Source organism: Aeromonas simiae, assembly GCF_014892695.1.
In the GTDB taxonomy this organism is placed as follows: Bacteria; Pseudomonadota; Gammaproteobacteria; order Enterobacterales; family Aeromonadaceae; genus Aeromonas; species Aeromonas simiae.
In genome coordinates, this window is sequence record NZ_CP040449.1 from 2,941,253 (window position 1) to 2,965,981 (window position 24,729).

16 protein-coding genes, 7 tRNA genes and 1 pseudogene are annotated in these 24,729 nt (G+C 50.4%); 11 read left to right on the plus strand and 13 right to left on the minus strand.

Annotation, left to right across the window (positions count from 1 at the left end; genetic code table 11):
- Positions 1-3 precede the first annotated feature (3 nt).
- The 5 genes from FE240_RS13965 to FE240_RS13985 form a co-directional block, all read right to left on the minus strand.
- Positions 4-1,008 carry an SIR2 family protein gene (locus FE240_RS13965; protein ID WP_193001779.1) on the minus strand — a complete coding sequence of 335 codons (1,005 nt, stop codon included), beginning with the start codon at positions 1,006-1,008 and terminating at the stop codon, positions 4-6.
- 33 nt (positions 1,009-1,041) lie between these two features.
- On the minus strand, positions 1,042-4,275 hold the full coding sequence (locus FE240_RS13970) for a type I restriction endonuclease subunit R (RefSeq protein ID WP_193001781.1): 3,234 nt from the start codon (positions 4,273-4,275) through the stop codon (positions 1,042-1,044).
- Positions 4,272-5,399, minus strand: a complete 1,128-nt coding sequence (locus tag FE240_RS13975; RefSeq protein ID WP_193001783.1) for a restriction endonuclease subunit S — start codon at positions 5,397-5,399, stop codon at positions 4,272-4,274. The genes FE240_RS13970 and FE240_RS13975 overlap by 4 nt, the downstream gene beginning before the upstream one ends.
- Entirely contained in the window at positions 5,396-7,546 is a 2,151-nt protein-coding gene (locus FE240_RS13980; RefSeq protein WP_193001785.1) for a class I SAM-dependent DNA methyltransferase, read from the minus strand. The genes FE240_RS13975 and FE240_RS13980 overlap by 4 nt, the downstream gene beginning before the upstream one ends.
- A 341-nt stretch (positions 7,547-7,887) precedes the next feature.
- Positions 7,888-9,135 carry a hypothetical protein gene (locus FE240_RS13985; protein ID WP_193001787.1) on the minus strand — a complete coding sequence of 416 codons (1,248 nt, stop codon included), beginning with the start codon at positions 9,133-9,135 and terminating at the stop codon, positions 7,888-7,890.
- A 377-nt stretch (positions 9,136-9,512) separates the two neighbouring features.
- Here FE240_RS13985 and FE240_RS13990 point away from each other — a divergent pair, with 377 nt between their 5' ends.
- Complete coding sequence (locus tag FE240_RS13990; protein WP_193001789.1) at positions 9,513-10,430, plus strand: WYL domain-containing protein; 918 nt, start codon at positions 9,513-9,515, stop codon at positions 10,428-10,430.
- Between the two features lie 44 nt (positions 10,431-10,474).
- Here FE240_RS13990 and FE240_RS13995 read toward each other — a convergent pair whose 3' ends face one another.
- A complete protein-coding gene (locus FE240_RS13995; protein WP_094697154.1) occupies positions 10,475-10,663 on the minus strand; it encodes a DUF3283 family protein in 189 nt (62 codons plus the stop codon).
- A gap of 115 nt (positions 10,664-10,778) precedes the next feature.
- Between FE240_RS13995 and umuD the strand changes: the two genes are divergently transcribed.
- Together umuD and umuC are read left to right on the plus strand one after the other, a co-directional pair.
- Complete coding sequence (gene umuD / locus FE240_RS14000) at positions 10,779-11,222, plus strand: translesion error-prone DNA polymerase V autoproteolytic subunit (protein ID WP_025327594.1); 444 nt, start codon at positions 10,779-10,781, stop codon at positions 11,220-11,222.
- The gene (umuC, locus tag FE240_RS14005; protein ID WP_193001791.1) at positions 11,203-12,462 is read left to right on the plus strand and encodes a translesion error-prone DNA polymerase V subunit UmuC; all 1,260 of its coding nucleotides are present in this window, start codon (positions 11,203-11,205) and stop codon (positions 12,460-12,462) included. Before umuD ends, umuC begins: the two co-directional genes overlap by 20 nt.
- Positions 12,463-12,588: 126 nt before the next feature.
- On the opposite strand, the gene FE240_RS14010 is transcribed toward umuC, so the two are convergent.
- The 5 genes and pseudogenes from FE240_RS14010 to FE240_RS14030 form a co-directional block, all read right to left on the minus strand.
- Complete coding sequence (locus tag FE240_RS14010) at positions 12,589-14,730, minus strand: DEAD/DEAH box helicase (RefSeq protein ID WP_193001794.1); 2,142 nt, start codon at positions 14,728-14,730, stop codon at positions 12,589-12,591.
- 101 nt (positions 14,731-14,831) lie between these two features.
- Complete coding sequence (locus FE240_RS14015) at positions 14,832-16,460, minus strand: HamA C-terminal domain-containing protein (protein WP_193001796.1); 1,629 nt, start codon at positions 16,458-16,460, stop codon at positions 14,832-14,834.
- 548 nt (positions 16,461-17,008) lie between these two features.
- On the minus strand, positions 17,009-17,677 hold the full coding sequence (locus tag FE240_RS14020) for an inovirus Gp2 family protein (RefSeq protein WP_193001798.1): 669 nt from the start codon (positions 17,675-17,677) through the stop codon (positions 17,009-17,011).
- A gap of 428 nt (positions 17,678-18,105) precedes the next feature.
- Positions 18,106-18,282, minus strand: coding sequence for a helix-turn-helix transcriptional regulator (locus tag FE240_RS14025; RefSeq protein ID WP_013724060.1), 177 nt, complete (start codon positions 18,280-18,282; stop codon positions 18,106-18,108).
- Positions 18,283-18,465: 183 nt separating this feature from the next.
- Positions 18,466-18,596: pseudogene (locus tag FE240_RS14030) on the minus strand (IS630 family transposase); the annotation flags it as partial.
- Positions 18,597-19,068: 472 nt separating this feature from the next.
- On the opposite strand from FE240_RS14030, the gene FE240_RS14035 reads away from it, so the two are divergent.
- Positions 19,069-20,043 (plus strand): hypothetical protein, encoded by a 975-nt coding sequence (locus FE240_RS14035; RefSeq protein ID WP_193001800.1) that lies wholly within the window; start codon positions 19,069-19,071, stop codon positions 20,041-20,043.
- 352 nt (positions 20,044-20,395) lie between these two features.
- Here FE240_RS14035 and FE240_RS14040 read toward each other — a convergent pair whose 3' ends face one another.
- Entirely contained in the window at positions 20,396-21,670 is a 1,275-nt protein-coding gene (locus FE240_RS14040; protein ID WP_193001802.1) for a tyrosine-type recombinase/integrase, read from the minus strand.
- Between the two features lie 431 nt (positions 21,671-22,101).
- On the opposite strand from FE240_RS14040, the gene FE240_RS14045 reads away from it, so the two are divergent.
- From FE240_RS14045 to FE240_RS14075, 7 genes are all read left to right on the plus strand, one after another.
- A tRNA-Met gene (locus FE240_RS14045) sits at positions 22,102-22,178 on the plus strand.
- A 7-nt stretch (positions 22,179-22,185) separates the two neighbouring features.
- Positions 22,186-22,260, plus strand: a tRNA-Gln gene (locus tag FE240_RS14050).
- A 38-nt stretch (positions 22,261-22,298) separates the two neighbouring features.
- Positions 22,299-22,373, plus strand: a tRNA-Gln gene (locus FE240_RS14055).
- 34 nt (positions 22,374-22,407) lie between these two features.
- Positions 22,408-22,484: transfer RNA gene (locus tag FE240_RS14060), tRNA-Met, on the plus strand.
- A 7-nt stretch (positions 22,485-22,491) separates the two neighbouring features.
- Positions 22,492-22,566, plus strand: a tRNA-Gln gene (locus FE240_RS14065).
- A 38-nt stretch (positions 22,567-22,604) separates the two neighbouring features.
- Positions 22,605-22,679, plus strand: a tRNA-Gln gene (locus FE240_RS14070).
- A gap of 32 nt (positions 22,680-22,711) precedes the next feature.
- Positions 22,712-22,788, plus strand: a tRNA-Met gene (locus FE240_RS14075).
- A gap of 82 nt (positions 22,789-22,870) precedes the next feature.
- Here the strand turns inward: FE240_RS14075 and FE240_RS14080 are convergent.
- Complete coding sequence (locus tag FE240_RS14080; protein WP_193001804.1) at positions 22,871-24,700, minus strand: SLC13 family permease; 1,830 nt, start codon at positions 24,698-24,700, stop codon at positions 22,871-22,873.
- Positions 24,701-24,729: the final 29 nt, after the last annotated feature.

Here is a 24,729-nt window from a genome sequence, read left to right on the forward strand (position 1 = left end):
TTCCTACATGATGAGTGACAGGTAACCTTCAAGACTCCAGATATTTTTTTCAACGGTTAGTGGAGCCTTATCCAAAGAGGAGTAGACGATAGACTGGTCGTCAGTTGCTCCCCGCTCTATTGCCAGGTAACTCTGTGCCTTGCCGTCAAGGATGAGTTTCTTGGCAGCGTTTGAAAGCGCATAGGTAATGATTGTGATAGGAGTATTCTGGCGCAGGCATTTCACCATGAGTTTGGGCTGAATGTGCTCGTCATTAAATCCGTAGCCAATACACAGATAGGAGCTGGCAACAGTAATGGCTTGGTCAGCATTGTTGATAATCGAGCGATATGGCTCTAAATGCGTTGTTTGGTATTTCTGCGTGCCCGGCGTTACGATTTCCGGCTTGTAGTTGGCTGGCACCTCTTGAATGTTTGAAAGGGCCACGATGTCTTCGAGCGGAGATTTAAACCAGTCAAGAGAGCCATGAACCTTCCAGATATTGACCCTGCGAGCAGACTTTATCTCATCCGGCGCTGCAAGCTGCCGAAAGAACCCGTGCGTGAACCCGGTATAGTGATGAATGCGTCCCTGATCGCAGGCATACTCCGCCAGTCGGTCATAGTTTGTAGTGACAATATTTATCTTTTTCAGACTGCTTTTAAACATGTGCTCAAGAAGACGACTTAATGGAAACATCGCCTGGCATTGAAGGCTTTCGTTGAAAATGTGAATGTCTTCAGTGTTGATAAGCGTCCAGGTTGCATTGATGATTCTGGACGTCAGTTTCTCGGTAACGGCCACCTTATGCAGTGCCGATTCCAGATCAACGCCGTCTTTCAGGACTTGGCAAAATGTCCCCCAGGTTTCTATCTCCTCAGCGGATAAATCGGAAGTGTCAATATTTTCGACTAGGTACGTCGCAAGCGCCCACATACCAGACATGCCATGGGCAGCCGATGCTCCGCTGCCCAAGATGATGAGGGGAGCCCTGCCGTAGTAGTCCTGCGCCTGCTTCTGAAAATCCATATTTGATGACTCCAATTCTCTTTCGAGACAGGCTTAGTTATATATCGGCGATGGCACGGTCGGGTAAGTCCGGTACACGTGACGGAAGACATTTTCAGTGAGGATTTTAATTTCATCCTCGCTGTAATCCTTGACAGGGAGCCCAGTTCTATCGTCGAACAAGAAATCAAAAATTTTCTGCTTCACTGCATCGCGCGCGCTTTCCTTCTCGCGCCAGTTCTCAACCCTAAGCCGCTCAGCTTTGAGGGTCTCCAACAGCTCGGCAGCAACCTTCTTGATTTTGACCGTCTCACTCTTTGATAGTTGCGGCTTTGAGAGGAGGTCGAACAAGGCAAGAGTCTCCTCATCAAGTCCCTCCGCCATGGCGCGATGCTCTTCTGCGCTTAGTTCTTCTACCAGCTTTAAAAGCGCCTCGAAGGTCTTTTGGATGGTAAGACGATCTTTTTCAAGATTGTATTCATCGACCAACTTGTCGTAGTGCGCCTGGAAATCGGTGCGCAGAGGATTTTTCATCAGCAGCATGTTCAGACGTTTTTCGATGACCTCTTTGAGCCCCTGTACGGCTGTGTTCTTGGCCGGAGATTTTGCAAACTCCAGGCGCAGCCGTTCGAAGTCGATTTTGCTGATATCATAGACCCCAGCCCCCTCACCTGCTGAAGTGCGGGTTTGGATAGTCTCATCCACAATCCCATGCAGTTGGCGCATGATGTCGCTGATGTCTGCAGCCCCGCGGTCGGCTTGCAAACTCTTGTAGATTATGTTGATTGCATCCCTGGGATCACGTAGCCCATTCACGCCGGGCACGTTGATACAGGACTTGAATTTATTGAAGACTTCGCGCGCCATGATCTCGAAGCGCTTGCGCGACTGGTCATTCTCGTTGACGGCTTCCTTGGCCTCGATGATGGCAGCGTTTCGCGCAAATCCAGTCTTCTCAACAATGTCTTCAAGGCGGAAACCTTGGGACCGTAAGAAGTCTCTTACAAAGCCAACGGCTTCGATAAGGTCCGCCAATAACGCTTCGTTTGGCTTGGTCGGATCTAGCTCGCCATCTTCATCGCCATGCCCTTCATCACCGCGTCCGGCAAAGGTAGAAAGTGCCTGGCGGAGGTTTTTGAGGATGCCGCAGTAATCGACAATCAGGCCATTATTTTTGCCTTCTGCAACACGATTCGCACGGGCGATAGCCTGCATAAGGGTGTGGGCCTGCAAAGGCTTGTCAAGGTACAGGGTGGAAAGGGTTGGTACGTCAAACCCGGTCAGCCACATGGCGCAAACGATAGCCACACGGAAGGGATGCTCTGGCTGCTTGAATGCACTCTCAAGGTCGATGCGCTTTCCATCGCCAAGCAGGAAGCCATCTTTCATCAAGCGGCGATGCGGGGTGATGTCTAAATCCCATTTACGGAACTTGTCCACCTCACCTTGTTCTTCACTCACCACGACGGCGATCTGTGTCTCCCGCATCCAGTCGATTTGACGGTGACGCCAGATGTCATCCTGCTCGTCCTGTGCGTTCGGCAGGTCTTTTTCAAGCTGGGCTATGTGCTCTTTCCAATAGCCATCTATTAGCTTGTGCATGCGCACGCAGGTGATTTTATCGATGCAAACCAGCATGGCTTTACCGGTTTCCCAGCCATTGGCGTAATGCCGGACAAAATCCTGTGCAATCTGCTCGAGGCGGCTCGTGCTAGTAATGATGTGGTAATCGCGCTTCAGTTCGCGCTCCAGGCGCTGCTGAACATCGATATCATCGATCTCCAGCTCTTCTAGCTTTGCTGCGATCTTATCGTTCAGGCCTTTCGGGTCGGCGACGTTGCATTCGTGACCATCCTCATCAACGAAGCGTAACTGCTCGCCGCGCGCATCGTAGTAGAGCGGTACGGTGGCGTTGTCTTCCACTGCGCGCTGGAAGTCATAGGTGGAGATGTATTCACCAAAGAATCTTTTGGTTATCTCATCATCCTTGAACAGCGGCGTACCGGTAAATCCGATGAAACTAGCGCCGGGCATAGCGTTGCGCATGTTCAACGCGAGTGTATTGTACTGGGAACGGTGCGCCTCGTCGGTGATGACGATGATGTCGTCCCGGCCAGAGTAAGGTTTTTCGGGATCGACATTCTTGTTGAATTTCTGAATCAGCGAGAAGACGAAAGCCTTATGTTGACCAAGTAATTCCTGCAAGTGTTCTCCGCTGCTCGCACGACAAGGATCACGGTCATTATCCACAACGCCGCATCCGCTAAAGGTTTTGTAGATCTGGGTGTCCAGATCCTCGCGGTCGGTCAGAATAACAAAGGTGTAGTTGCCACCGAGCTTTCGGTGGACTTTACGGGCGAAGAACACTATCGAATAGGACTTGCCGGAACCTTGGGTGTGCCAGAAGACCCCCAGCTTTCCTGCGAGGGAGTTCCGGTCTTTCACCGCCTCAATGGCCTTATTTACGCCTAGTAACTGGTGGTTACGGGCAACGATCTTGACGAGCTTCCCGGAGCTTTCATCAAAGAGGATGTAGTTCTCGAAGATATCTATCAGGTTGGATTTGGAGCACGTGCCTTTCAGCAGTGTCTCCATGTCCACAACGCCAGGGCAGTCCTCATGCAGACGTTTCCAATCGTTAAAGTGCTCAAATTTACTAGAAACAGAGCCGATCTTGGCGTCCACACCATTGCCCAGGACGATAAAAGCATTGTGGTGGAAAATATGCGGGATGGTGTCTTTGTAGTCCGCAAGATTTTGCTCATAGGCGGTTTTAATGTCCTTGTGGACATTTTTTAGCTCCATAAACACGAGCGGGATACCGTTCACGAAGCAGACAATATCAGCGCGGCGGCGATAGAGGTCACCCTGAATCCAGAATTCCCGCACGACGAGAAAGTGATTATTGGCCGGATTATCGAAGTCAAAAAGGCGAAGGCGCTTTTTGACGCGCTCGCCCTTCTCGTTGCGGAATCCCACCTCAACGCCATTCTTGTGGAGATTGTCCTTCTCGCGATTGGTTGCCAGCATCACGGAGCTGCTGCTGTACTCATTCACAATCCGTAAGGCGTCTTCATAGGCCTCCATGGGGAGGCCGGGGTTGAGTTCAATAAGCTTTTGCCCGAGATAGCGTGCCAACACCACCTCAGTTTCATTATTGCGACCGAGGGTGCCTTCCTTGCCTAAAACCTCATACATGGCGTAGATCGACTCGTCCCACTGAAGGTCATGCAGCAGATAGTCAGCAGTCGTCTCTTGTGCCAGATACTCCTCGGTCATTGCGTTCATACGGTGATGTCTCCATTCATCAGTCGCGGTAAGAGTAGGTCGCGGGCTGTAGCCAAATTTTTAATCTGGAGCTCTAAGGATTGCTTGAGCTTAAATATAGGTTCCACACGTTCTACAAACGCGTCCATAATATTTTTCGCTGGAAGAACCATTGGATAATTTCGTATTACTTGTTGGCTTATATTATTTTGTGCCGCACCTTGAGCAAGGTTAATCAAGCCCTGTTTATTTTCCGCTAGGAAAAGGTAGGCAAAGAAAGGGTTGCTATCCTTATGCTTTGTAATTAAAGCACAACAGGCTTGATTTGTTGAGGATGGCTTTGCCAGTATTCCTAGTCGTCCAATAGTGGCACCATACATTGCAACCAGCACAGTATTTTCCGGAAATATTTTTGCAGATGATTCTGAGATTGCCTGCTCGGTGATTTTTTCATCCGTTTCAAATATATAGCCATCAAGAAGTTCCTGGGTCTTCACCCAGTTTATATCGCCTGTAAAGTAGTCAGGATTTTTCCTAGATGGGGTGCCTCCAGATGCGGTTTCATAAAAATCATTTACATTTCCGTGAGTCCACCCTTCTGGAATTCCATCTTTTACATTTGCATTTTCATGACCTGGGTACTGAAGCCGAATAAACCATTCCCTAAAAAGCAAGCAAGCCGATTTTTCTAGGAGACCAATGCGTTTTGTGCTGTTATCTATCAGGTCGTCGTAAGTGCTGAGTATTTCAGCAATTCTAAATTGTTCGCTCTCGATTTGATGCGAGTTTATTTTTATGGGCTTCAGTGTCTTTTGAGTTAATAGTGGCTGGGCAGCACCGCCTGAATAATTTCCAAGCGGGTAAGATTTTAGGCGATAGAACCAATATTTCAGGTTATGCCCATCCTTTGGCTTCAAGATAATTGTATTATCAGAACCCCAAAACTTGGACTCACAGACTTCAACGGATCCGCAGTAGGCTCCAACCCTTCCTATTACAATGGAACGCTCATGGTTATGCTCTTTTGAAAAACCTATTTTTCCATTTGAGCCATATATTGGAAATTCACCATCACTGGATGGCCTTGGAGACTTTCCGTTAAGAAAGTGAAAGACACAATCAAGAGATATCTGGGCTATGCTCATACTCCCAGCTCCTCAAAGTTTAGGGCGATGGTTGCAGCTAAAGTCGCAGCTTCATCATTAAGCCCTTTGAGCTCAATGTGGATTTCCCTCAAGGCCTCCTCGAAATCAAAGTCCGCATCAACTTCCTCCAGAGCTACGCCGACATATCGGCCTGGTGTCAGACTCCAGTCAGCATCCTCAATTTCCTTTATAGATACCAGTTTAACCAAGCCTACCACGTCGCACAGTCTCCCTTCGGGGAAGCGTGACAGCAGCCAATGCGCCTGTTTGTAGAAGTAACGAACTTCTTTAAGTTGCTCTACAGCAATTTTTCTCGCGCCGTCTACGGATTTCTTCAGGCTTGCGCGGCGGGTGCCGTGTATGCTGGCGGAATCCCAAAGCTCATTGTCTCTTGCCGCGTGTTCGCTTTCACAAAGCTCAATAAGGCGTGTGCTGAGTTTGTAGGCATGATCAACCAACTTGACCAAGTCGCGGCATTTCTCCGCAAGGCCTTTGAGGCAGACATCTTTTTCGATAAAGTCGAGCAGCTCTTGCGCAGTGGCGCGTTGACGGCTTCCCCACTGTTCATCTAAGTCGTTTTTGAGTGTTTGGAAGTTCGACCAAGCAGCTTCGACATCTTCAATAGTGGTGAGTAATTCACTATGCAGCGCAACGCATGGTAGTTCAGGCTCAGCTCCCTTCTCTAACTGCTCAAGGAACGGTTGCATAGCTGTATAGAGTTGCTTAAGAGATGCAATAAAATCTGGCACAGGTCCTGCCAGAGTCTCTGACTTATCACAAGAATGCGCTTCGAACAGAGCTCTATTAATATAGCTCTGCACGAGCTCAATGAAGCGATCCGTTTGTCCCCGGTATAGCCAAAAAATCGAAGTCAGGTTTTTAAGCTGTTCAGGGCTAAAATCGTAAATCTTGCGCGTGACCTTGCGATATGTATTACGTGCATCAACCATCAACACCTTGTCCTGATGCTCCTCTGGTTTGTCCTTATTAAGGAACCAGAGCTGACAGGGCACAGTACGCGTATAAAAGAAGTTGCCACGGATGTCGATCATGGCATCGACATGGCCGGATTTGACCAACTGCTCACGCACCTTGGCGTCTTCTCGACCAGCGCTCGAAGCTTGGGAGGACATGACAAAGCCAGCACGCCCTTTTTCATTCAGGTAGCTATAGAAATACTGAATCCAGAGGTAGTTTGCGTTCGGGACTTTCTTAGTTTTGTTAATACCTGGAATGCCAAATGGTAGACGCGGATCATTCTTGATTTTCTCAGCGTCTACCTCGTCCACGTTGAAGGGCGGGTTCGCCATGACGTAATCAACGTTACCCCAGAGATTTTCATGGGGATCGTTGTAATAGGTGATGGCTGGTTCGCCGCCAATAACATTACCTTCCAGCCCGTGAACCGCCAGGTTCATCTTGCAGAGGCGTGTCGTTACACGGTTTTTTTCGTGCCCGTAGAAGGTCAGCTTGTTCGGGTCTTCCTTATGGACTTCCAGGAAGTGGGCGCTTTGCACGAACATACCGCCAGAGCCGCAGGCTGGGTCAAAGACGATGCCGTGATCCGGCTCCAGCACGTTTGTGATGAGCTGAACTAGGGAAACAGGAGTGAAGAATTCACCGCCGTCATGAGCCCCTTGGTCGGCAAACTCGGTCAAGAAGTATTCGTAGATGCGCCCAAAGATGTCGCCGGTAGCCTTTTTAAGCTCATCAGGGTTCAGAGTACGCAATAGCTGGCCGATAGCATCGTTCGGAATACTGCGATATTCATTCTTGGGCAGTTGGCCCACCAGGTTGATGTAGTCCTTCTCGATGGACTCCATCGCCTTGATGATGGCCTCGGCGCGGTCATCCGCGTCGGTCAGCGCCACCAGGGCGTCAAATTCAGCCTTAGGATTTAGGTAGATAGCACCTTTCTGCGAGAAGTCTTCCTTGGTCAGGTCGCGGGTCTTGCCACCCCGGCTAGGCAGGCTGGCGACGATCTCGTCCTTCACCGCCAGGAAACGGCTGTAGGCGTGTCGCAGGAAAATCAGGCCCATCACGGGTAGGAAGTATTCGTTGCTGGCCAGTTCAGAGTTGCTGCGGAGGGTGTCTGCCGCCTTCCAAAGCCTTTTCTCAATTGCCTCGATGTTCTCTAGCTGAGCCAAGTCTCTATCCTTTTGATTTTTTTAAGATTATTAAGAGTGCTTTTGTGGTTCTAGACCAGCCATGCAATTTGGCTTGGGCACTATAAGTGCGCTTATTTTAGATTTTTTCCGCTTACTTTAGTAGACCGCAATCACTAAAATAATCAGTTACTTAAGAGTTCTTAGAGATCAGCGCTCACTACGAAGAGGACTCCTTGTAGGCCTTTTGTTTTCAGCTACGCACTCCAGGAGTCCAGACACTGGTTGCGATTCAGCGTGGACGGCCCCCCAGTAGACGATCCTCCTGTAGAGTTTGAGCATATGGGCACACCACATTGTGCGGTATCTTGAATTTCAATGGCTTATTTACATTTTTCACACCACCAGCCATTCGGGCCATTGCCTCTATCGCCCCCGCAATGAGGACAAGAACCCGGCTTGATAGAGGAGTACCATTGGCGTTGTGTGTCGCTCACAGGTTGCGAACTAGCAACGAGGCTAGCCTGTTTCTGGGTTGTGCTACTTGCATTTGCACCACCTCGCATACTGGCGTAGGAATACCGCGTAGACGCATCTGCCTTTTCTGCTCTTGCTATTCGTTTCGCACGAGACCTGATGCAAACCTCGCGATAGCAGTAGCCGTCAGCATCAAGGCGTTGGTGCTGTAGTTGGCAATTGCGACACGCGGTCGGCGTAGATCGTGGATACTGCCCTCCAATGCTGGTCTTGTCGCTGTCTTGCGCAGCCCGTGCGGCATAGTCCCGTGCTCTCTGGGCGGCGCGCTCCTGTTCAGCCAATCTCATCTGAGCCGTAATCACTGCTTGGTGCTCGCGTTGCATCCTTTGCTTTGCCTCATACTGACGCCGCGCTTCCTCCAGTTGTTCTTGTTTTAGTTGCTGCAGTCTGGCTTTCTCCTCTGCTTCTTGCCGTCGCTGTTCGGCAAGCTGCTCCAGGGCGTTCAGCGCCATCTCCTCGCGTGGGTGATAGAGCCAATGCAGGCAGTTGGGATTTTCGCTGAGAATAGTCAGCATCAAAGTCGTCGTGTCCATCCCTGCTGGGCGAGACTTATCGAACATCCGGTCGCCAAATTGGTTATAACGAACAGCCAAAACGCCTGTTTTAGGGTGTTTGGCAATGAATCGCCCCAGCCACAGCGGGTACAACCCTACAGGCTCGTGCGCTGCAGGAAAGTGTAAGGCAAGGTGGAAGTCTGGTCGGGACATCAACTGAAATAGCCCTGCCGGAACACCATGGGTCTCTGCTTGCGGAACAAATTGAACGCCAATGTCAGCATGGGCCTTAGCAACCAGTTCCTTGACCCCATCAAACGAGGTGTAATGGGCAGGGGTATTGAGCTTCACTACACTTTCCAGCTTAGAGAGCAGCATCAACCGAACACTGGTTTCAAAGGCGTAGAAGCATTTTTCCTTGCTGTCACGGTAATGCGCGAAGCAGTGGCGGTTTTGCTCACCTTTTCTGGCAACGAGCAATCCTTTACAACTGGGACAATGACAACCGGCTGCAAGTCCTCTTTCAACATCATCGACCGAGACAATTGCACCGGTCTCGGTCTTAATTGCGAAGGGTATTTTATTCTGAAAGTCCATCAATCGGTCACCTGAATAAGCTCAACCTTCATTTCTGGTAAGCCGCAGAATAGAGTGGCAACGTCCTCTGCCTTATCCCTTTACCTGCACCCTTTGAATCTCCACCACGTTCATCTGCTTGGTACCCTTGCACTAAATAAATACACCTAATCGTACTACACCATCCCGAAAGCCTTGAGGTATAGGGCCTGGCGGCAAAGCTTGGCATGACCTTGTGATTGTGAGAGCAACCGAAGTTGAGCTGCACTTCGGCAATATGCTGGTAGAACGTGGTACAGACAGCACCATCTTTTTCATCACACTGTGATTAATTCAGTATATGTCGCCTGTATACTCATGCCGATACTGGTTACATACACATGTCGCATTTTGGAGCACATATGACCCCCAGAGAGCTCACTTGGGATCAGACGCTGCGCTTTCGCCTGCTAGAGATCGTGTTGCAATGGGAAGGACGGCTGACCACCAATCACCTAATGACAGCCTTCAATATCGGCCGCCAGCAAGCATCACGGGATATCAATCACTACCTGACCCACTACTCACCAGAAGGGTTGATCTATGACCGAAGCCTGAAGGGATACAAGCCCACCGAGCAATTCGTACCGCGATTTAGTGAAGGAAAAGTAGATGAGTACCTGATGCTGTTACATCGTGAAAAACAGCACCAACGCCAACATGAAGCGGGGCTGTTGACCCTGCCGCTGATGGATTTGCGCTACGGCCATATCGAGATCTTGGATGTACCCAACCGCCATATCGACCCCAAGATTGTGCGGGGTCTGGTGCAAGCGGCTCGCGGTCAGTTGCGGGTCGATGTCGATTACGTATCCCTCAGCTCAGAGGAGCAAAGCGGCCGCAATATCGTGCCCCATACCCTGGTCTATGACGGGATCCGCTGGCACGTGCGCGCTTACTGCGAGAAGAAAGGGGTATATCTGGATTTTGTGATGAGCCGGTTTCGTGGGGAACCTGAGCTACTTGATACCTCTCCTCACGGCCGAGATCAGGATCTTGAGTGGAACACTCAAGTCACTGCGGTAGTCATACCCAATCCAACCCTCAGCGCAGGACAACAGGCCATCATTGCCAGTGACTATGCCATGCCTGATGGCAAGCTGCTGCTCAACCAGCGCATCCCTTTGATGCATTACGCGCTGGAGCGCATGCAAGTGAGCTATAACGGCGATCATGAACAGCATCCGCTGCTCTACCCGCTGGTGCTGGCAAACCGGGACGAGTTGGTAGCCAAGGGCTGCATCTTCAAGCTCCGAAGCCCGGATTTGCGCGAGAGTTAAGGGACTTAAGGTGTTCCCAGAATAAAAACATGGCTACAGGAAGGCTAGCCCCGTTTGTACCTACTTACTTGCTCAAGAAAGTAGCTGCTCAGCTCACCCTTATGCTGGCTTGCTTCGCTTTCTGCGCTGGCCAAGTGACCGTTGCGCTCCTTCCATACCGCATATGCGGCAGCCTTCTCGACCTCGACCCGTTCTTGCTGCTCTTTCGGTAGAGCACACAGATTGTGACTCATACTGACCTCTTTGTTATTTGTTGGCGCCATGGTACGTCATCAGTGGCATGTGGGACTTGCGCTGGTTCAAAGGTGGTGCGCTATAATGGCTGTATATAAATACAGGTGTTTTGCCATGAAGCTGTTAACCCCAGACCCATCACCCGCCGAGGTGACCATCCCGCTGTTCTTGCACCGCGCCTCTTGCGGCTTTCCCAGCCCAGCCAGCGACTATCTGGAAGGGAAGTTGGACCTCAATACCCACTGCGTGGCGCACCCTGCAGCAACCTTCTATCTGCGTGCAGAGGGGGAGAGCATGACCGGGGTCGGCATCTTTCCCGGTGACTTGCTGGTGGTCGATAAGAGCCTCACCCCGCGCCATGGTGATGTGGTGATTGCACTACTCGATGGCGGCTTCACGGTAAAGACCTTGCAGCTCAAGCCGAGGTTGCGGCTGTTGCCAGCCAATCCGGCGTTCGCGCCTATCGACCCTTGTATGAGCCTCTCCCTGGAGCTGTTCGGGGTGGTCACCCATGTGATTGGCAATCTGAGGCAGCGTGATGGCTATAGCGCTCGTTGATGTAAACAACTTCTACGCCAGCTGTGAGCGATTGTTTCGCCCTGAGCTGCGTGGCCGCCCGATCGTGGTGCTCTCCAACAACGATGGATGCGTGGTGTCGCGCAGCCCCGAAGCCAAGGCGATGGGTATCAAGATGGCCGGGCCCTACTTCAAGATCCGCGAGCAGTTCGAGGCGCATGGCGGTGTGGCATTCAGCTCCAACTACGCGCTCTATGGAGACATGTCTGGCAGGGTGATGAGCACGTTGGAGACCATGGCCCCCGAGCTGGAGGTCTACTCCATCGATGAAGCATTCCTGTCACTGTCGGAGTCGTTTGCCGGGGACCTGACAGCCTATGGACAACAGATCCGGCAGCGAGTGTGGCAGTGGACCGGCCTCACGGTCGGGGTCGGGATTGGCCCCACCAAGACCCTCGCCAAGCTGGCCAACTATGCAGCCAAGAAGTGGCCTGCCACTGGCGGCGTCGTGGACTTGCGTGACGAGCTGCGCCGTGCCCGGCTGATGGCTATCACCCCGGTGGACGAGGTGTGGGGCATAGGACGGCGCTTGGGAGCCAAGTTGGTGGCACAAGGCATCAACACCGTTGCTGACCTAGTGGCTAGCGACGCCAAAGGGTTACGCGCCCAATACGGCGTGGTGGTCGAGCGGATCGTACAGGAGCTGCGTGGCCTGCCTTGCGCAGAGCTGACAGTTGAACCGGCGGCGAAGCTGCAGATCCTCTCGAGCCGTTCCTTTGGTGAGCGCGTGACTGACCGTGGAGAAATGGCCCAAGCGTTGTCAGGCTTTATGGCTCGCGCAGCCGAGAAGCTGCGGGCCGAGGGGATGTGTTGCCAGCGGGTGCACCTGTTCGTGCGAACCAGCCCCTTTGACGAACGAGCGCCTTACTACAGTGAGCAGGCTGGCGTCCGGCTGGTCTGCCCTAGCGATGATACCCGGTTGCTGCTGCAGCAAGTGAACGTGCTGTTACCGCAGATTTGGCGCGACGGTTACCGTTATCAGAAGGGGGGCGTCATGCTGAGTGAGTTCATCCCCAAGGGGCAACAACAGGCAGATCTCTTTGCCCCGTCCTCCGCTCAATCAGATGCGCTGATGGCAGTGATGGACCAGATCAAAGCCAAGGGATTGGGGCGCGTAGGCTTTGCCAGCCAAGGCACGGGGTCGCCTGAGTGGATGATGCGACAAGAGCACCTGAGCCCCTGCTACACCACCCGCTGGGAGGACCTGCCGGTGGCGAAGTAAGGGAAGGTCTGATCACAACAAATCTGTGTAACGCGTAATAGTTGACCGTCTTTGACAACAAAAGTACGTCTCCAAAAATCCTAGATTGAATCTCCCCGGGTTTTCTAGACACTCTGTTGTTGAACACTATATTTCGGAGACAGCCCAACGCATCAAGCTTTTTTCAAAGCTAGTCAGTTGAAGGCGCTCTATTCTTGGTGCCAAGGCCCGAAGTTTCGCCAGTAAGTCGTTCAGATGTTCCGATGGCAAGATGAGGTTCTTGATCTGGGTCGAGATCTGAGTGGGAATTCCGTATTCGTCCAACGCTGTGAGTAGCGGGTCGAGGAACATATTTTCAAGCTGCTCAGCAAAGAAGCTGAAGTCACCCGGCTCTATCCCTCTTTGTGCCAACAAGTCGTCCTGGATTTTGTTGACGGCCATAATGTCCCGAGGCAATCGGAAGCAAACCATATTCCTGATGAATTTCAGGCGTAGGTTGATTGCTTCGCTGGGTGTGTGGTCTTGTCGTCGATTATCTACCGCGTCTCGTAAGTACGCAGGCAGGTTTTTCTGAGTTCGGATCTCATTGATGTGCCAAGCCAATTGCGAGCTGGACGATATCCCGTAATCCATCAGGTTACCACCCTCCAGGCTGTAGACCAGCTCACATAGGTAATTGACTTGGTTAGGCTCAGGGATACCTTTCCAACCCAACAGTTGTCGGCTGTTCGGCAGATCTCGAATTATCGTTTCCGCCACCTCGACTTGCCGCTCAATCGGAATGTGCCGGTTCTCGATCAGGGTTGTTGGTGACAACAACGGGTTGGCGTAAGCATCCTGCAGCCTGCCACGCGAGATATCGGTCAGGTACTCAGGTTCCAACTGCATTAGCAGCCCCATAGGGGAGCTTTCATCCTGATGACCTATGGGGTACTCGACTGTCAGCCCTTCCTCAGGAGGCGAAGCTTCGAGCATAAATACCTTGCCAATGAAGTATTTGTTCATACGGCCTGCGCGGCCTGAAATATTCTTGTACGTGAAGTAGTCGAACGTCGAGGTGTTCAGGCGACGGTCGTAAATGATCACGTTTTCTGCCGAAGTGTTAACGCCCTCGATCATCGTAGACGTACAGATGATCCGCTTGATGATGCCCTCGTTGAACAGCTTGACGATGTACTGCTGTAGTGCGCGCGGCACTCCACCATGGTGAATCCCGATGCCAAGAGAGATCGCTTTGGCTACGTTCCATTCAGGATGGTAGTGCTTGGAAATCCATGCGGCGATCTCTTGCGTCTCCGGCACAGAGGTCAGCCCAGCTTCCTTGATCAAATACTCGGCGACCCTGTTCGCACTAGGTGGAGCCTGGCAGTAGATCAGTGTGGGTGAGTCCAGGGTTTTAACCAGCTCCAGCAGCTTTTCCTTTCGCTCTTCGGAGCGCATCCCCAGATTGAAGTTCTGGATATCGACCGCGACGGTGCTGTAGTCGGACGGGATGAAGTGGTACTCGTAACCATCCAAACCAGAGATTTTCTGGATATGTGGCCCGAGCATGTAGAACTGAGCACCAGTCTTGGCAAGCTTGTGGAAGGCAAGGCTCAGATCAACAGCACGGGTACTTTCGTCTGTGTCGTTCGCCAAATCGATTTTGTAGAACTCGTCCAAAACGAAGAACTCCACGTCCGCAAGATCAAGACGCTGGATAACGCGCTCCTGGGTGAGGAGGTAGACGTTGGTCCTGTCTGGCACGGCTTCCTGGCTGGGGTGTGTGATCAGGTTAAAATCCTTGAAACGCTTAACCAAGCGCCGACGAGTTTCGTCGATCAGCGCAATAGTCGGAACGATCACTACTACTTTCTTGAATCGTCGCTGAGCCAGTACAGCATCGATTACGAGGCTTTTTCCAACGCTTGTGGATGCACTGAGCACCACGTTCCGACCTTGCATGATCAAGCTGAAAACGTGGGCCTGCAGATGGTGAAACACCATGCCCTGTTCAACACCTTCAACCCTGTGCGCCTCATAAGCCAGGCGGTCAGAAAGCGCCATGTTGTTGAGGTGAGGCGTGATGTAGGGGAATAGTCCGACGGCGCGTACCATGTTGAGCAACAGCGACTGTTCGACTACGTCGAAAAGGTTCAACTTGTCGAGTGCTCGTATCACTAGGTCGCGACCTTCCCACTCAGAGTTGCTTCTGTTGACGATGGTATTGATGGCCAGCAGTACATCGGTCGTCGATGCACCTTTACCACCAAGTTTTGCCAGCTTGTTCTTGATCGTTTCGTAGTTCATGACTGCATCATTCCTTGAGATCTCCGAGGCAAGATGACCCGCTCGGGATATCTTCCCCTTCTTGTGCGTTCTACTGCGCAAACCAAATAGCAAGAATCAGCTCATGCCTGTAGCTCTTCTAGCTTTTCGCAGCGAGCGTTGAAAGCCTTGATCAGCAGCTCAATACTTTCCATTGGCACCAGAAAAACCATTACCTTCACCTGCTTGATGTTCTCCGGCAGTTGTGTGGTGAAGGTGCTGAAGTGGGTCTCGATCTCAGTCTTGAGGTTGTTGATGTAATCCTCGAGCCATCCTGACGAAAGCGCTTCGCTGTCGTAGGTCAACAGGATGGGGAAGCAGAGGACATTCAGCATGTCATCAACGGGCGAATTGCGGTGCAAGGCCTGGTTGAAGGCATCTGCTTTTGGCTGGTGGTGCAATGGTTCGCGCAGAGAGATGATGATTTCGCGCTCTGCCGACAGCACCGTTTCTGAGATCGTCTCGTCAAGGACTTCGCAGATCTGCTCCAGTGTTGCATCCATGGAGTTTGCTTTGATTAGGCGAGCAAGGCCTAGCCATAACTGATTGTCCTGGCCAGGTATCTGAACGATATGGGCGTTGCCAAACTCCGAAAGCTTGCCGGCGGATTTGTAAAAGACTTTACACGCAATCGGCTCGCTGTTTTGGCGACTGCGCAGAATGGCGTGGAGAATAAGTTCCGCGATGAGCCTGTCGCGCGGTAGGTCACTGTCGCTGAAGGTGCTAATTGACCGGGCGAGAATCGCTTCGGCGTTGTGCGCAAGGATATTGACGATCTCGCTGGCCTTCAGGGAAAACTCGGGCAGCCATTCGATGAGGTGCTTTGCGAAGTTCTCGTGCCGCCATTTTTTCAGCGAATACTTCACGTCAAAGCCAGAAAATGAATGCAGCAGTCCCTTTTCGGTGCTTGCGTGAAACTCGACCAAGAAGGGATCTGGGCGCTTTTTGTAAGGTTTGGAGGTGGCTGTTGATTTGTCATCAGCCTCGTCCAATAGCTTTTTCAAGTGTGCTAGTGCTGGCTCACGAAGAATGATTTTTGATGCGGCAGCTGTCTTCACGTTGGCGGTGGCCGCCTTGTCGGCCATCTCCAAGAATTCGTCGTAAATCGCCTGAAGTTGGGTGTAGTTGGGTCGATTTCCGAGCCCTTCTGCAAGCTGGGACAGAGCCTTGATATTGACCGCCTCCAACGCCTCGACATCGCCGTAGACCTGCCAGACACAGTTATCAGCCCAGTAGGAGAAATTTCGTTTCTGCGGTGAAACAAACTTTTTGAATTTTTTGACCAGCACAGCACCTCGTTCTGTAGTTGAGTCAGGCAACATCCGCTTCTCCAACTCAACCTTAAAGCCCTCAAGAATGGTTGCGACATCGCGCTTGGTCACTATTCGGAAGCGGGCAAGGCCAGGGCGCTTGTCGCATTTCAGCGATTTATGTAGCAGCGAAGAATCGGCCTTGGTACCGTCCAACGCGATGACCTCTTGCCAGTTCCATTTTCTGTCACTTTCAGTGGTCTTGACTTGGATGTACTCATTGAAGAGCGCCCCCGAAAAATGGAACACAGCGACGATATCGTCTGCTGTCTCGCACTCCACTTGGGAGTAGCTGCTATCGCGGAGCATCTTGAAAATGAAGCTTACGGCAACGTGGTCTTGATACTTGAAGCCTTGCCTTGCTGCAGGCCCACCTGCATTGGATAGGCTAGTAATACTCATCATGGCATCCTTGCATCGCGAAAATATTTGCAAACATTTGCTCAACTAATAGAGATGTTCCATCCTGTAGCTGACTGATTGATAATTTTGACGAGACTATCACTTAGAAATCAACAAAACTCTGTCGGGTCTCACATACGCTTTATTAAGTCCAGTTCGACATAGCTTCATAGGTAACAACGGCATTGCGCACTTCCTGGATCTCGCGAGGTAGCCCCCTTGCCGCCAGTCACTACAGTCATCTGTTCCAGACTCAGGGGGCTCGATAGCCAGCAATACCTGTATCGTGCGGATCCGATTCTCCCGACGCAGCATTGGCACCTGGGAGCTCTGAGCAAACCGCCACTGCCCCATCAACTCAGCGATCTCCGCCACTCGACTCAACATAGCGTGGGTCAGGGTGAATGGAGGGGAATAACTGCCATGGGTTACTCCAACTGATGCGATAACAAATGAGGGTTAGCTTAACAGATCCGGGAGTTTCTGCTCCCGGATCTGATGCCATCTAAAACTGCAGTAAAAGTCTTTTTATCAACACCAATCAGCCTTCAAATGTTACTCCCCCCGAAACAGCGGTATCCTTCTCCGCGTCTCTTTGTCTCGTTTTTAGCCAGATAGGCTGCCCGCACAAGCATCTTCTTGAGTGACTCGGTATCATTCCGCTCAATGAGATACTCAGCATTCTTGGGGAAATGCACCAATCCCATTTTTTTACAATCTTGCAGAGAGATATTTTCATCACTCACAGCGCTGTGCCACGCTACTCTTACTTTATTAGCAAGGTTCATTCTTTCAGATTCATAATTACCTAATTTGTAGTAAGCATCCCTATTTAAAAAAAACATCATGTGATAGTGAGGACAGGGAGCACCGGCTGTTTGCTCCCTAGCCCAAACATATCTAATCTCAGTCGAATGAACCCTTTTGCCTTCATAACGTCGTTCTGACTCATCGCACTCAATGAGCCGTTTAAGCCTAGAGAAGAACTCTTTAATTATCCTTGAGCCCGCCTCAGGTTTTAATGCTAAATACATTCCAAAAGCAGGGTCTTGTTGAAAACGGAGATCAACTCGAAAAGCAAACACTCTGGGGTAATGCTTAAGAGCTCTCTCCGATACAGAGAGGATTTTCTCTAAATTATCCACATTAAAGCTATAGTTCCGCCCTTCGTAGAACTGCTGAGCAAGCAGGACATACTCTTCTATAGAAATAGACATTTGAACTCTCCCAATAGATTTTTGATAGACATTGAAGGTTTAAATCGTGATGGGTATATTTTGCGGATAGTGCCGTAGTATGTTTCAAACACGGTCTATTAACTGGTGTAATCACCAGGATAGTTTGTGTATAGATGCGATTAACACTTTCTTTGAATACGGAATAGATCAATTAAACTATCATGATAAGCGATGGCTATTGCTTAGCATGGTTCAAGCAGGCCGATTCATAGACTGTCAATATATGTTCAATGAAGGTGTCATTGCATTTAAATATACACATCCATTCAACTTAAAACATATATTACTATTGCCTACATAAATGCATTGAATATCAAACCAGCCTGAAAACTCTTATCCCAGATAGGACAAGACTTGTAGCATGAGCAACAAGCTAATTTGTTCAAATTATTATTTAGAAATTAGCCCTAGCGAAGATTTATTTTCTCTTCAATCCATGACTCTATTTCAGAGCTAACCCAAGCAACAGATCTTGGGCCGATCTTGACTGATGCGGGAAATTTACCGTCATTCATCTGACGGTAAACAGATGCCTTAGAGAGTGATGTCATTGCCATGACATCTTTCAACTTAAGTAGTTTCATGATGAGCTCCTTTGTCGTCCATAGGACGTGGCGCTCGTGTAAAAATATAGCGGAACAGCAACCATATATCTTGAACACACTCCGTTACCCAAGAGGAAATTTAAAAGGTATAGGTCTATGTCTCATTAGTAGAACTGAGACACCTGCTTGGTGAGCTAAGCTAAATTGCTGATCCTAGTAGTTCTACACCTTCGCTGTTCCATAGCTATACCCAAGGAAAGGATACATGGTATCCATGAAGTGTTTCACTCTAGCCAACAGGTTGCCATTGCTCTGCATTGGTGATTGCGTGTGATGGCTTCATGTAACTTGTGCTATGTATTCAACGTTAGCGATCCAGATATCACTCCCCAACATTCACCAACTGAAGGCATCTCTTTGTGATCTTCCCACAGAGGATCAAGTGACCCAATTATTGGCATAGACATTCGAGTGCCTATCGGTTGTATTTTGGCAAGCCCAGTGCGCCTATCATTAGCGTCCGATTCAAATCATGCCGCCCCCTCTACCAAGCCACAGTGATGACCAAAGAGCGCCTATCAACTTGTCCGTTGATAGAGATTACATGCAACTCCCCCACACAATGGGCTTCACGACCTTCAACGAAACCCAATAAAGTAGGCTGGTGATGTGCAAAAACACGGCAATTGATCACTAAACCATGAAACAAAAATCTTCATAAAAACATTGCAAATCACTATAAAACAGTTTAGAAATCAACCACAAAACAACATAAACACATGATTAAATTACTTAGTAATAATCATTTTCGGAGCTGATAGTATTATGAAAAGAGCCTATGATGAGAATGGCCAGAAAATACCGCCCTTTATGTCTTTATCTAAAAGAGAAAGGGAGCTGGCCCTTAGACTATTAAATGCTGAAATATCTTTATCTATAAGTGATGAGGATATAGTTAACCACTTATCTAAAAACAGCAGCGTCCTTATAAAAAGAGCTAACTGTGGACTAGACTCCCCCCTTAACAGTTTGATGGGTCAACCAGCCTCTCATGAACTAGTAATAAAAAGCATTAAATCTGAGTGTATAAACGAAACAAATTTCAGTTGGATAGATACAAAAAACGATCGTTTGTGTAATTACGTGTGGGCATACATACGCTCTTTAACTAAATATCCTGATGCGTCACCTTTAACTATGGACGTTGGGATCCGAATAGACGGCGCATTTGAAGCATCCCAGACATCTCATGTATATAACAACTGGAGTCTAGACCTTTCACCAACTAACAATATCAGCAAAAAAAACTGCATCATTTCTTTTTTTGATATAATCAACGCGACAAATGAACAAAAAATAAAGGATGTAGAATTTTTAAAATTGAGATGGCAAAGTACCGGCCAAAAAATGGATGTGAAGACATGGATGGAAAATTGTGATAGCAAATGGGCATGGAGTTATTTATTTGAAAATCCAAAAACAGGAAATAATAATCCTCCAATATGGTTTATCAATAGAGATAATTCTTCGGCAACCAAAGACTGCATTGTTACACTCTTTGACCTGCTAAATGAAGTTCCACCTGCCAGAGAGCTGATGCTTAGAAAAATGAAGTCAGCCTGGTCACAAAAATCATTTCGTGACAAGAACAATGGGAAAAAATCAGTTAGTGTTGTCTTGCCAGAAAAAATAATTAGCATGCTAGATGAAGTTTGCATTAAAACTGACAGAAGAAAAAATGAAGTAATAATTAGATTAATACAGGCAGAATATGAACAAATAAAAAAAGGCGGACACTAGTCCGCCTTTTTAAAATCTATAGACACTAAACTTTACAGCGACCATGAACTCGATATGCATCCTCTTAAGATAAAATGATGAGTTCAATTTACCTTCCACTCTCCAACCTGATAGCTCAGAACAAGGTAGTTCTTGAAAACATGATCAAGTAGCAACAGAACTGTCATTCAGGTGTACTCAGATCTCTGTCTCATCAGAGGGTTACTCTTAGGGAAAAATCATGTGGATTGAACACATCTAACTCACCTAAATAATTTAACAATAAAAATTCAAACGCCTTAATAAACTCATCACTAAGGATAAGGTTCAAAAATATCAATATGGCATGTAGCAAACGCTTAACTCGCTACTATTAATTACGACCTCGAAAATCAACTGAAATAACGTTAACTGGATTATATTGCGCTGGTTTTATTAAAGTGCAGACAAAGTCCCCCCACTGCTCAAACAATCTAGTTACCTGTTCTGTCCTTTTACCTGCTTGGTAGGTGGCAACAAGACGATCACGTTTACTATGATTAAGCGCCAGTTCAATAACACTTTCGTTTGCATCTAAATATTCAGCACAACAACTGGCAAAAGTACGGCGTAAATCGTGAACGGTAAATACCTCACTTTGTGGCATAGTGAGTGCTCTCACTTTATTAAGCACCCAGCGTAAGGCATTTCCATCAATATGGCCCTGTCCCGCATCATGTTCACGAATGGCTTCGAAGACCCAAGAACTACCTCTGCTGATAGCTCTCTGAGAGGCGATCACATCAAGAGCCAATGGATGAAGAGTTATTGTATGCTCTTTGCCATTCTTAGCATTACTGGCTGGAATGACCCACTTATTGCCAATAATCTGATCCCACGTCATGGATGTCGCCTCCCCACGTCGCGCCCCTGTCAACAAGATCAAGCGCAAGCAGTTAACCTGTGCCGGATGATAGCCTCCCTCATTTAACCCAAGCCAAAAGAGTGCAATCTCTTCACGACAAAGCCAGCGTTGACGAGGAGGTGGTGCCTCAGCCCCAATTGTCGATGGCTTGATGGTTCTAGCAGGATTCAACTCTATCAGATCTAGGTTTACTGCATGGTCGAGCATCTGAGCACAGATAGTCAGTGCCTTTCGCGCAGCCTGTATACTGCGCCCTCGTACCTTAGATAAGTGAGCAAACAACACTGCTCGCGTCACATCTTTCAGTAACAGACTACCAATGGCTTTGCTTATATATAGTCGGTGAGTATGACGGTAGGCTTCAACGGTAGATGTTCGGGCAGGCTTGGCAACTTGCTTCCACTCCAACCACTCTTCAAAAAAAGCATCAAATGTCGGCATAGCAGACCGCTTCACTTTGGATGCTTTGGCAACAGCCGCAGGATCTTCTCCTGCCTTAACCAAAGCTACAGCTTTACCGTGCTCAACCCGCGCAGTCGCCAAGCTCATAGCTGGGTAAGAGCCCAATGTGAATTTTCGGGCCTTATTATTGATACGGTAACGGTAAAGCCATGTTTTAGAGCGCCCACCACTGCGAACCTCGATACACAACCCACCACCAGCCCCACTGGCAACAGCAACCACCTGTCGTTGGCCATCCTCCGCCTTCAAATTGGCGATTTCCCGATCTGTCTTAAGCGCCACCCTAGCCCCCTTTGTTCAAGCTGTGTACACAATAGCATTTTGAGTACGCAACTGCGTACACAAAATACCTGGCTACCAGTGATTCCACCTGAAACGTCGTGAGACAAAAAAACATTTAATTCATTGATAATAAAGATTTTAAATTGAAAAGTGAGACTTCATGAAACTCATCAAGACTCACTCAAGACCATCTTCCTGTTCAACGTATAATCGCCTCCGGGGCCGGCTCTGCCGGCCCTTTTTTTACCCGTTACCGCCCCTCCCGCAACATGGAACCCTGTGAATTGTCGGGGTTTTGTTCAATACAGGCCAAGAACTGGCCAAACGCGCCGCTTTTCAATTTTTCTGGGAAAAAAGGGTTGACGCCCCAAGGCCTGATCCGCATAATCTCGCCGCACAGTGACGAGGTAACTCGCACTGACAGCAGTGATGGCTATGTAGCTCAGTTGGTTAGAGCATCGCACTCATAATGCGGGGGTCACAGGTTCGAATCCCGTCATAGCCACCATCTCTGCTGGGGTATCGCCAAGCGGTAAGGCAGCGGGTTTTGATCTCGCCATTCCTAGGTTCGAATCCTAGTACCCCAGCCATTTTTAAAGCGCGCCGGTTATTACGCCGTCGCTGCTGTTGGGGTATCGCCAAGCGGTAAGGCAGCGGGTTTTGATCTCGCCATTCCTAGGTTCGAATCCTAGTACCCCAGCCATTTTCTGTTGCCGATGCACACATCGGTGACACACGGCTATGTAGCTCAGTTGGTTAGAGCATCGCACTCATAATGCGGGGGTCACAGGTTCGAATCCCGTCATAGCCACCATCTCTGTTGGGGTATCGCCAAGCGGTAAGGCAGCGGGTTTTGATCTCGCCATTCCTAGGTTCGAATCCTAGTACCCCAGCCACTTTTAAAGCGCGTCGGTTATTATGCCGTCGCTGCTGTTGGGGTATCGCCAAGCGGTAAGGCAGCGGGTTTTGATCTCGCCATTCCTAGGTTCGAATCCTAGTACCCCAGCCATCTTCTGTTGTCGACACACATCGGTGACACACGGCTATGTAGCTCAGTTGGTTAGAGCATCGCACTCATAATGCGGGGGTCACAGGTTCGAATCCCGTCATAGCCACCATCTAAAAAAAACCAGCCTAACGGCTGGTTTTTTTGTTTCTGCTCGCAGCTCAGCTCAGGGGGCACCTTGCCCCCCTCTCATATCAGAATGGGAACAGCAGCGGCACCATCACGACGCATACCGCCAGCACCAGTAAGGTGAAGGGCACACCGATGCGCACGAAGTCCATGAAGCGGTACTCCCCTGGGCCAAGCACCAAGGTGTTGACCGGTGATGAGACCGGCGTCATGAAGGCCGCGGAGGCCGCCAGCGCCACCGTCATGGCCAGAGGATAAGGCGAGACCCCCATCTGCTGCGCCGCACCGAGGGCGATGGGCGCCATCAGCACAGCCGTGGCCGTGTTGGAGATAAACAATCCAATCACCGCAGTCAGTATGAACAGACTGGCCACCATCACCCGCGGCCCCATACCCCCTACCAGTGCCATCAGCCCATCCACGATCAAGGTAACCCCGCCGGTCTTGTGCAGCGCCATGGCAAACGGCAGCATGCCGATGATGAGCAGCAGGGTCGGCCAGTGGATGGAGCGATAGGCGCTCTCCAGATCCACACAGCGGAATTTCCCCATCAACAGGCAGGCCACCAGCGCCGCGATGACGTTGGGCACCGGGTCGGTCACCATCAGCAGCACCATCACCGCCAGCGCAATCAGCGCGTAGGCCGCCTGACTGCGGGCCGGCGCCATCTCGTCCACCTCGGCGGGCAGGCCGAGCAGCAGGAAGTCACGCACATGGGTCTGCAACTGACGGATGAAGCTCCAGTTACCGGCCACCAGCAGGGTATCCCCCATGCGCAGCGGCTCATCCACCAGCCAGCCCTCCAGCGCGCTGCCATCGCGGCGCAACCCCACCACACTCACCCCGTACACGTTACGGAACGTCACCTCGCGCAGGGTCTTGCCAAGCAGGCTGGAATCAGGGATCAGCGACACCTCCGCCAACCCCACTTCGCGCGCCTGATCCGAAAAATACTCGCCACGCAGCACCATCGGCTCAAGCCGCCCTTCGCTGCAAAGACGGCGTACCTCCTGAGGATCGGGCATGTCGATGAGCAGCACGTCGCGGGCCTGGAATTGAGAGATGGCCGAGACGCTCACCATCACCCTGCGAAACTTGCGCCAGCGCTCCACGCCGATGATGTTGGCACCGAAGCGGGCACGTAGCTGCAACTCGTCGAGAGTGTGACCGATGAGGGGGGAGTCGGGAAGAATAGCCAGACGGCGGGCCCGGCCACCGAGACGATATTCGCGCACCAGATCGCGCATGCTGCGCCGGCCGAGGCTGCTGCGCTTCTTGTCACTGGGCTCACGCACCAGACGGTGACGCATCAGCAGCATGTAGCCGATACCGAGCAGCAAGATCACCACCCCGAGCGGGGTCACGCCGAAGAAGCCAAAGCCCTTGATGCCATTGCGCATCAGCTCACTGTTGACCACCATGTTGGGCGGGGTCGCCACCAGCGTCATCATGCCACTGATAAGGCCGGCAAATCCGAGCGGCATCATCAGGCGACCGGGCGGGATCTCCAGCCGCTGCGCCACACTGAGCGCCACCGGAATAAAGATAGCCACCACTCCGGTCGAGCTCATGAAAGCCCCCAGGGTTGCCACCGCCACCATTAGCAACACCAGCAGCCTGATTTCACTGCTGCCGGCCACCTTCACCAGCGCGTCTCCCACCTGATAAGCAATGCCGGTGCGCACCAGCCCCTCACCCACCACGAACAGGGCACCGATCAAAATGACATTGGGATCGCTAAAACCGGAGAGAGCCTCTTCCAGGGTCAGAGTACCGCTTAAGACAAACAGCACGATAAGCAGCAAAGCCACCACATCCATGCGAATACGGTTAGTCACAAAGAAATAGACCGCCCCCAGCAGCAGTCCAAGCACCCAGTAGAGCTCGAGATTCACGCCTTCCCTCCTTTATCCATGGCAGCTGG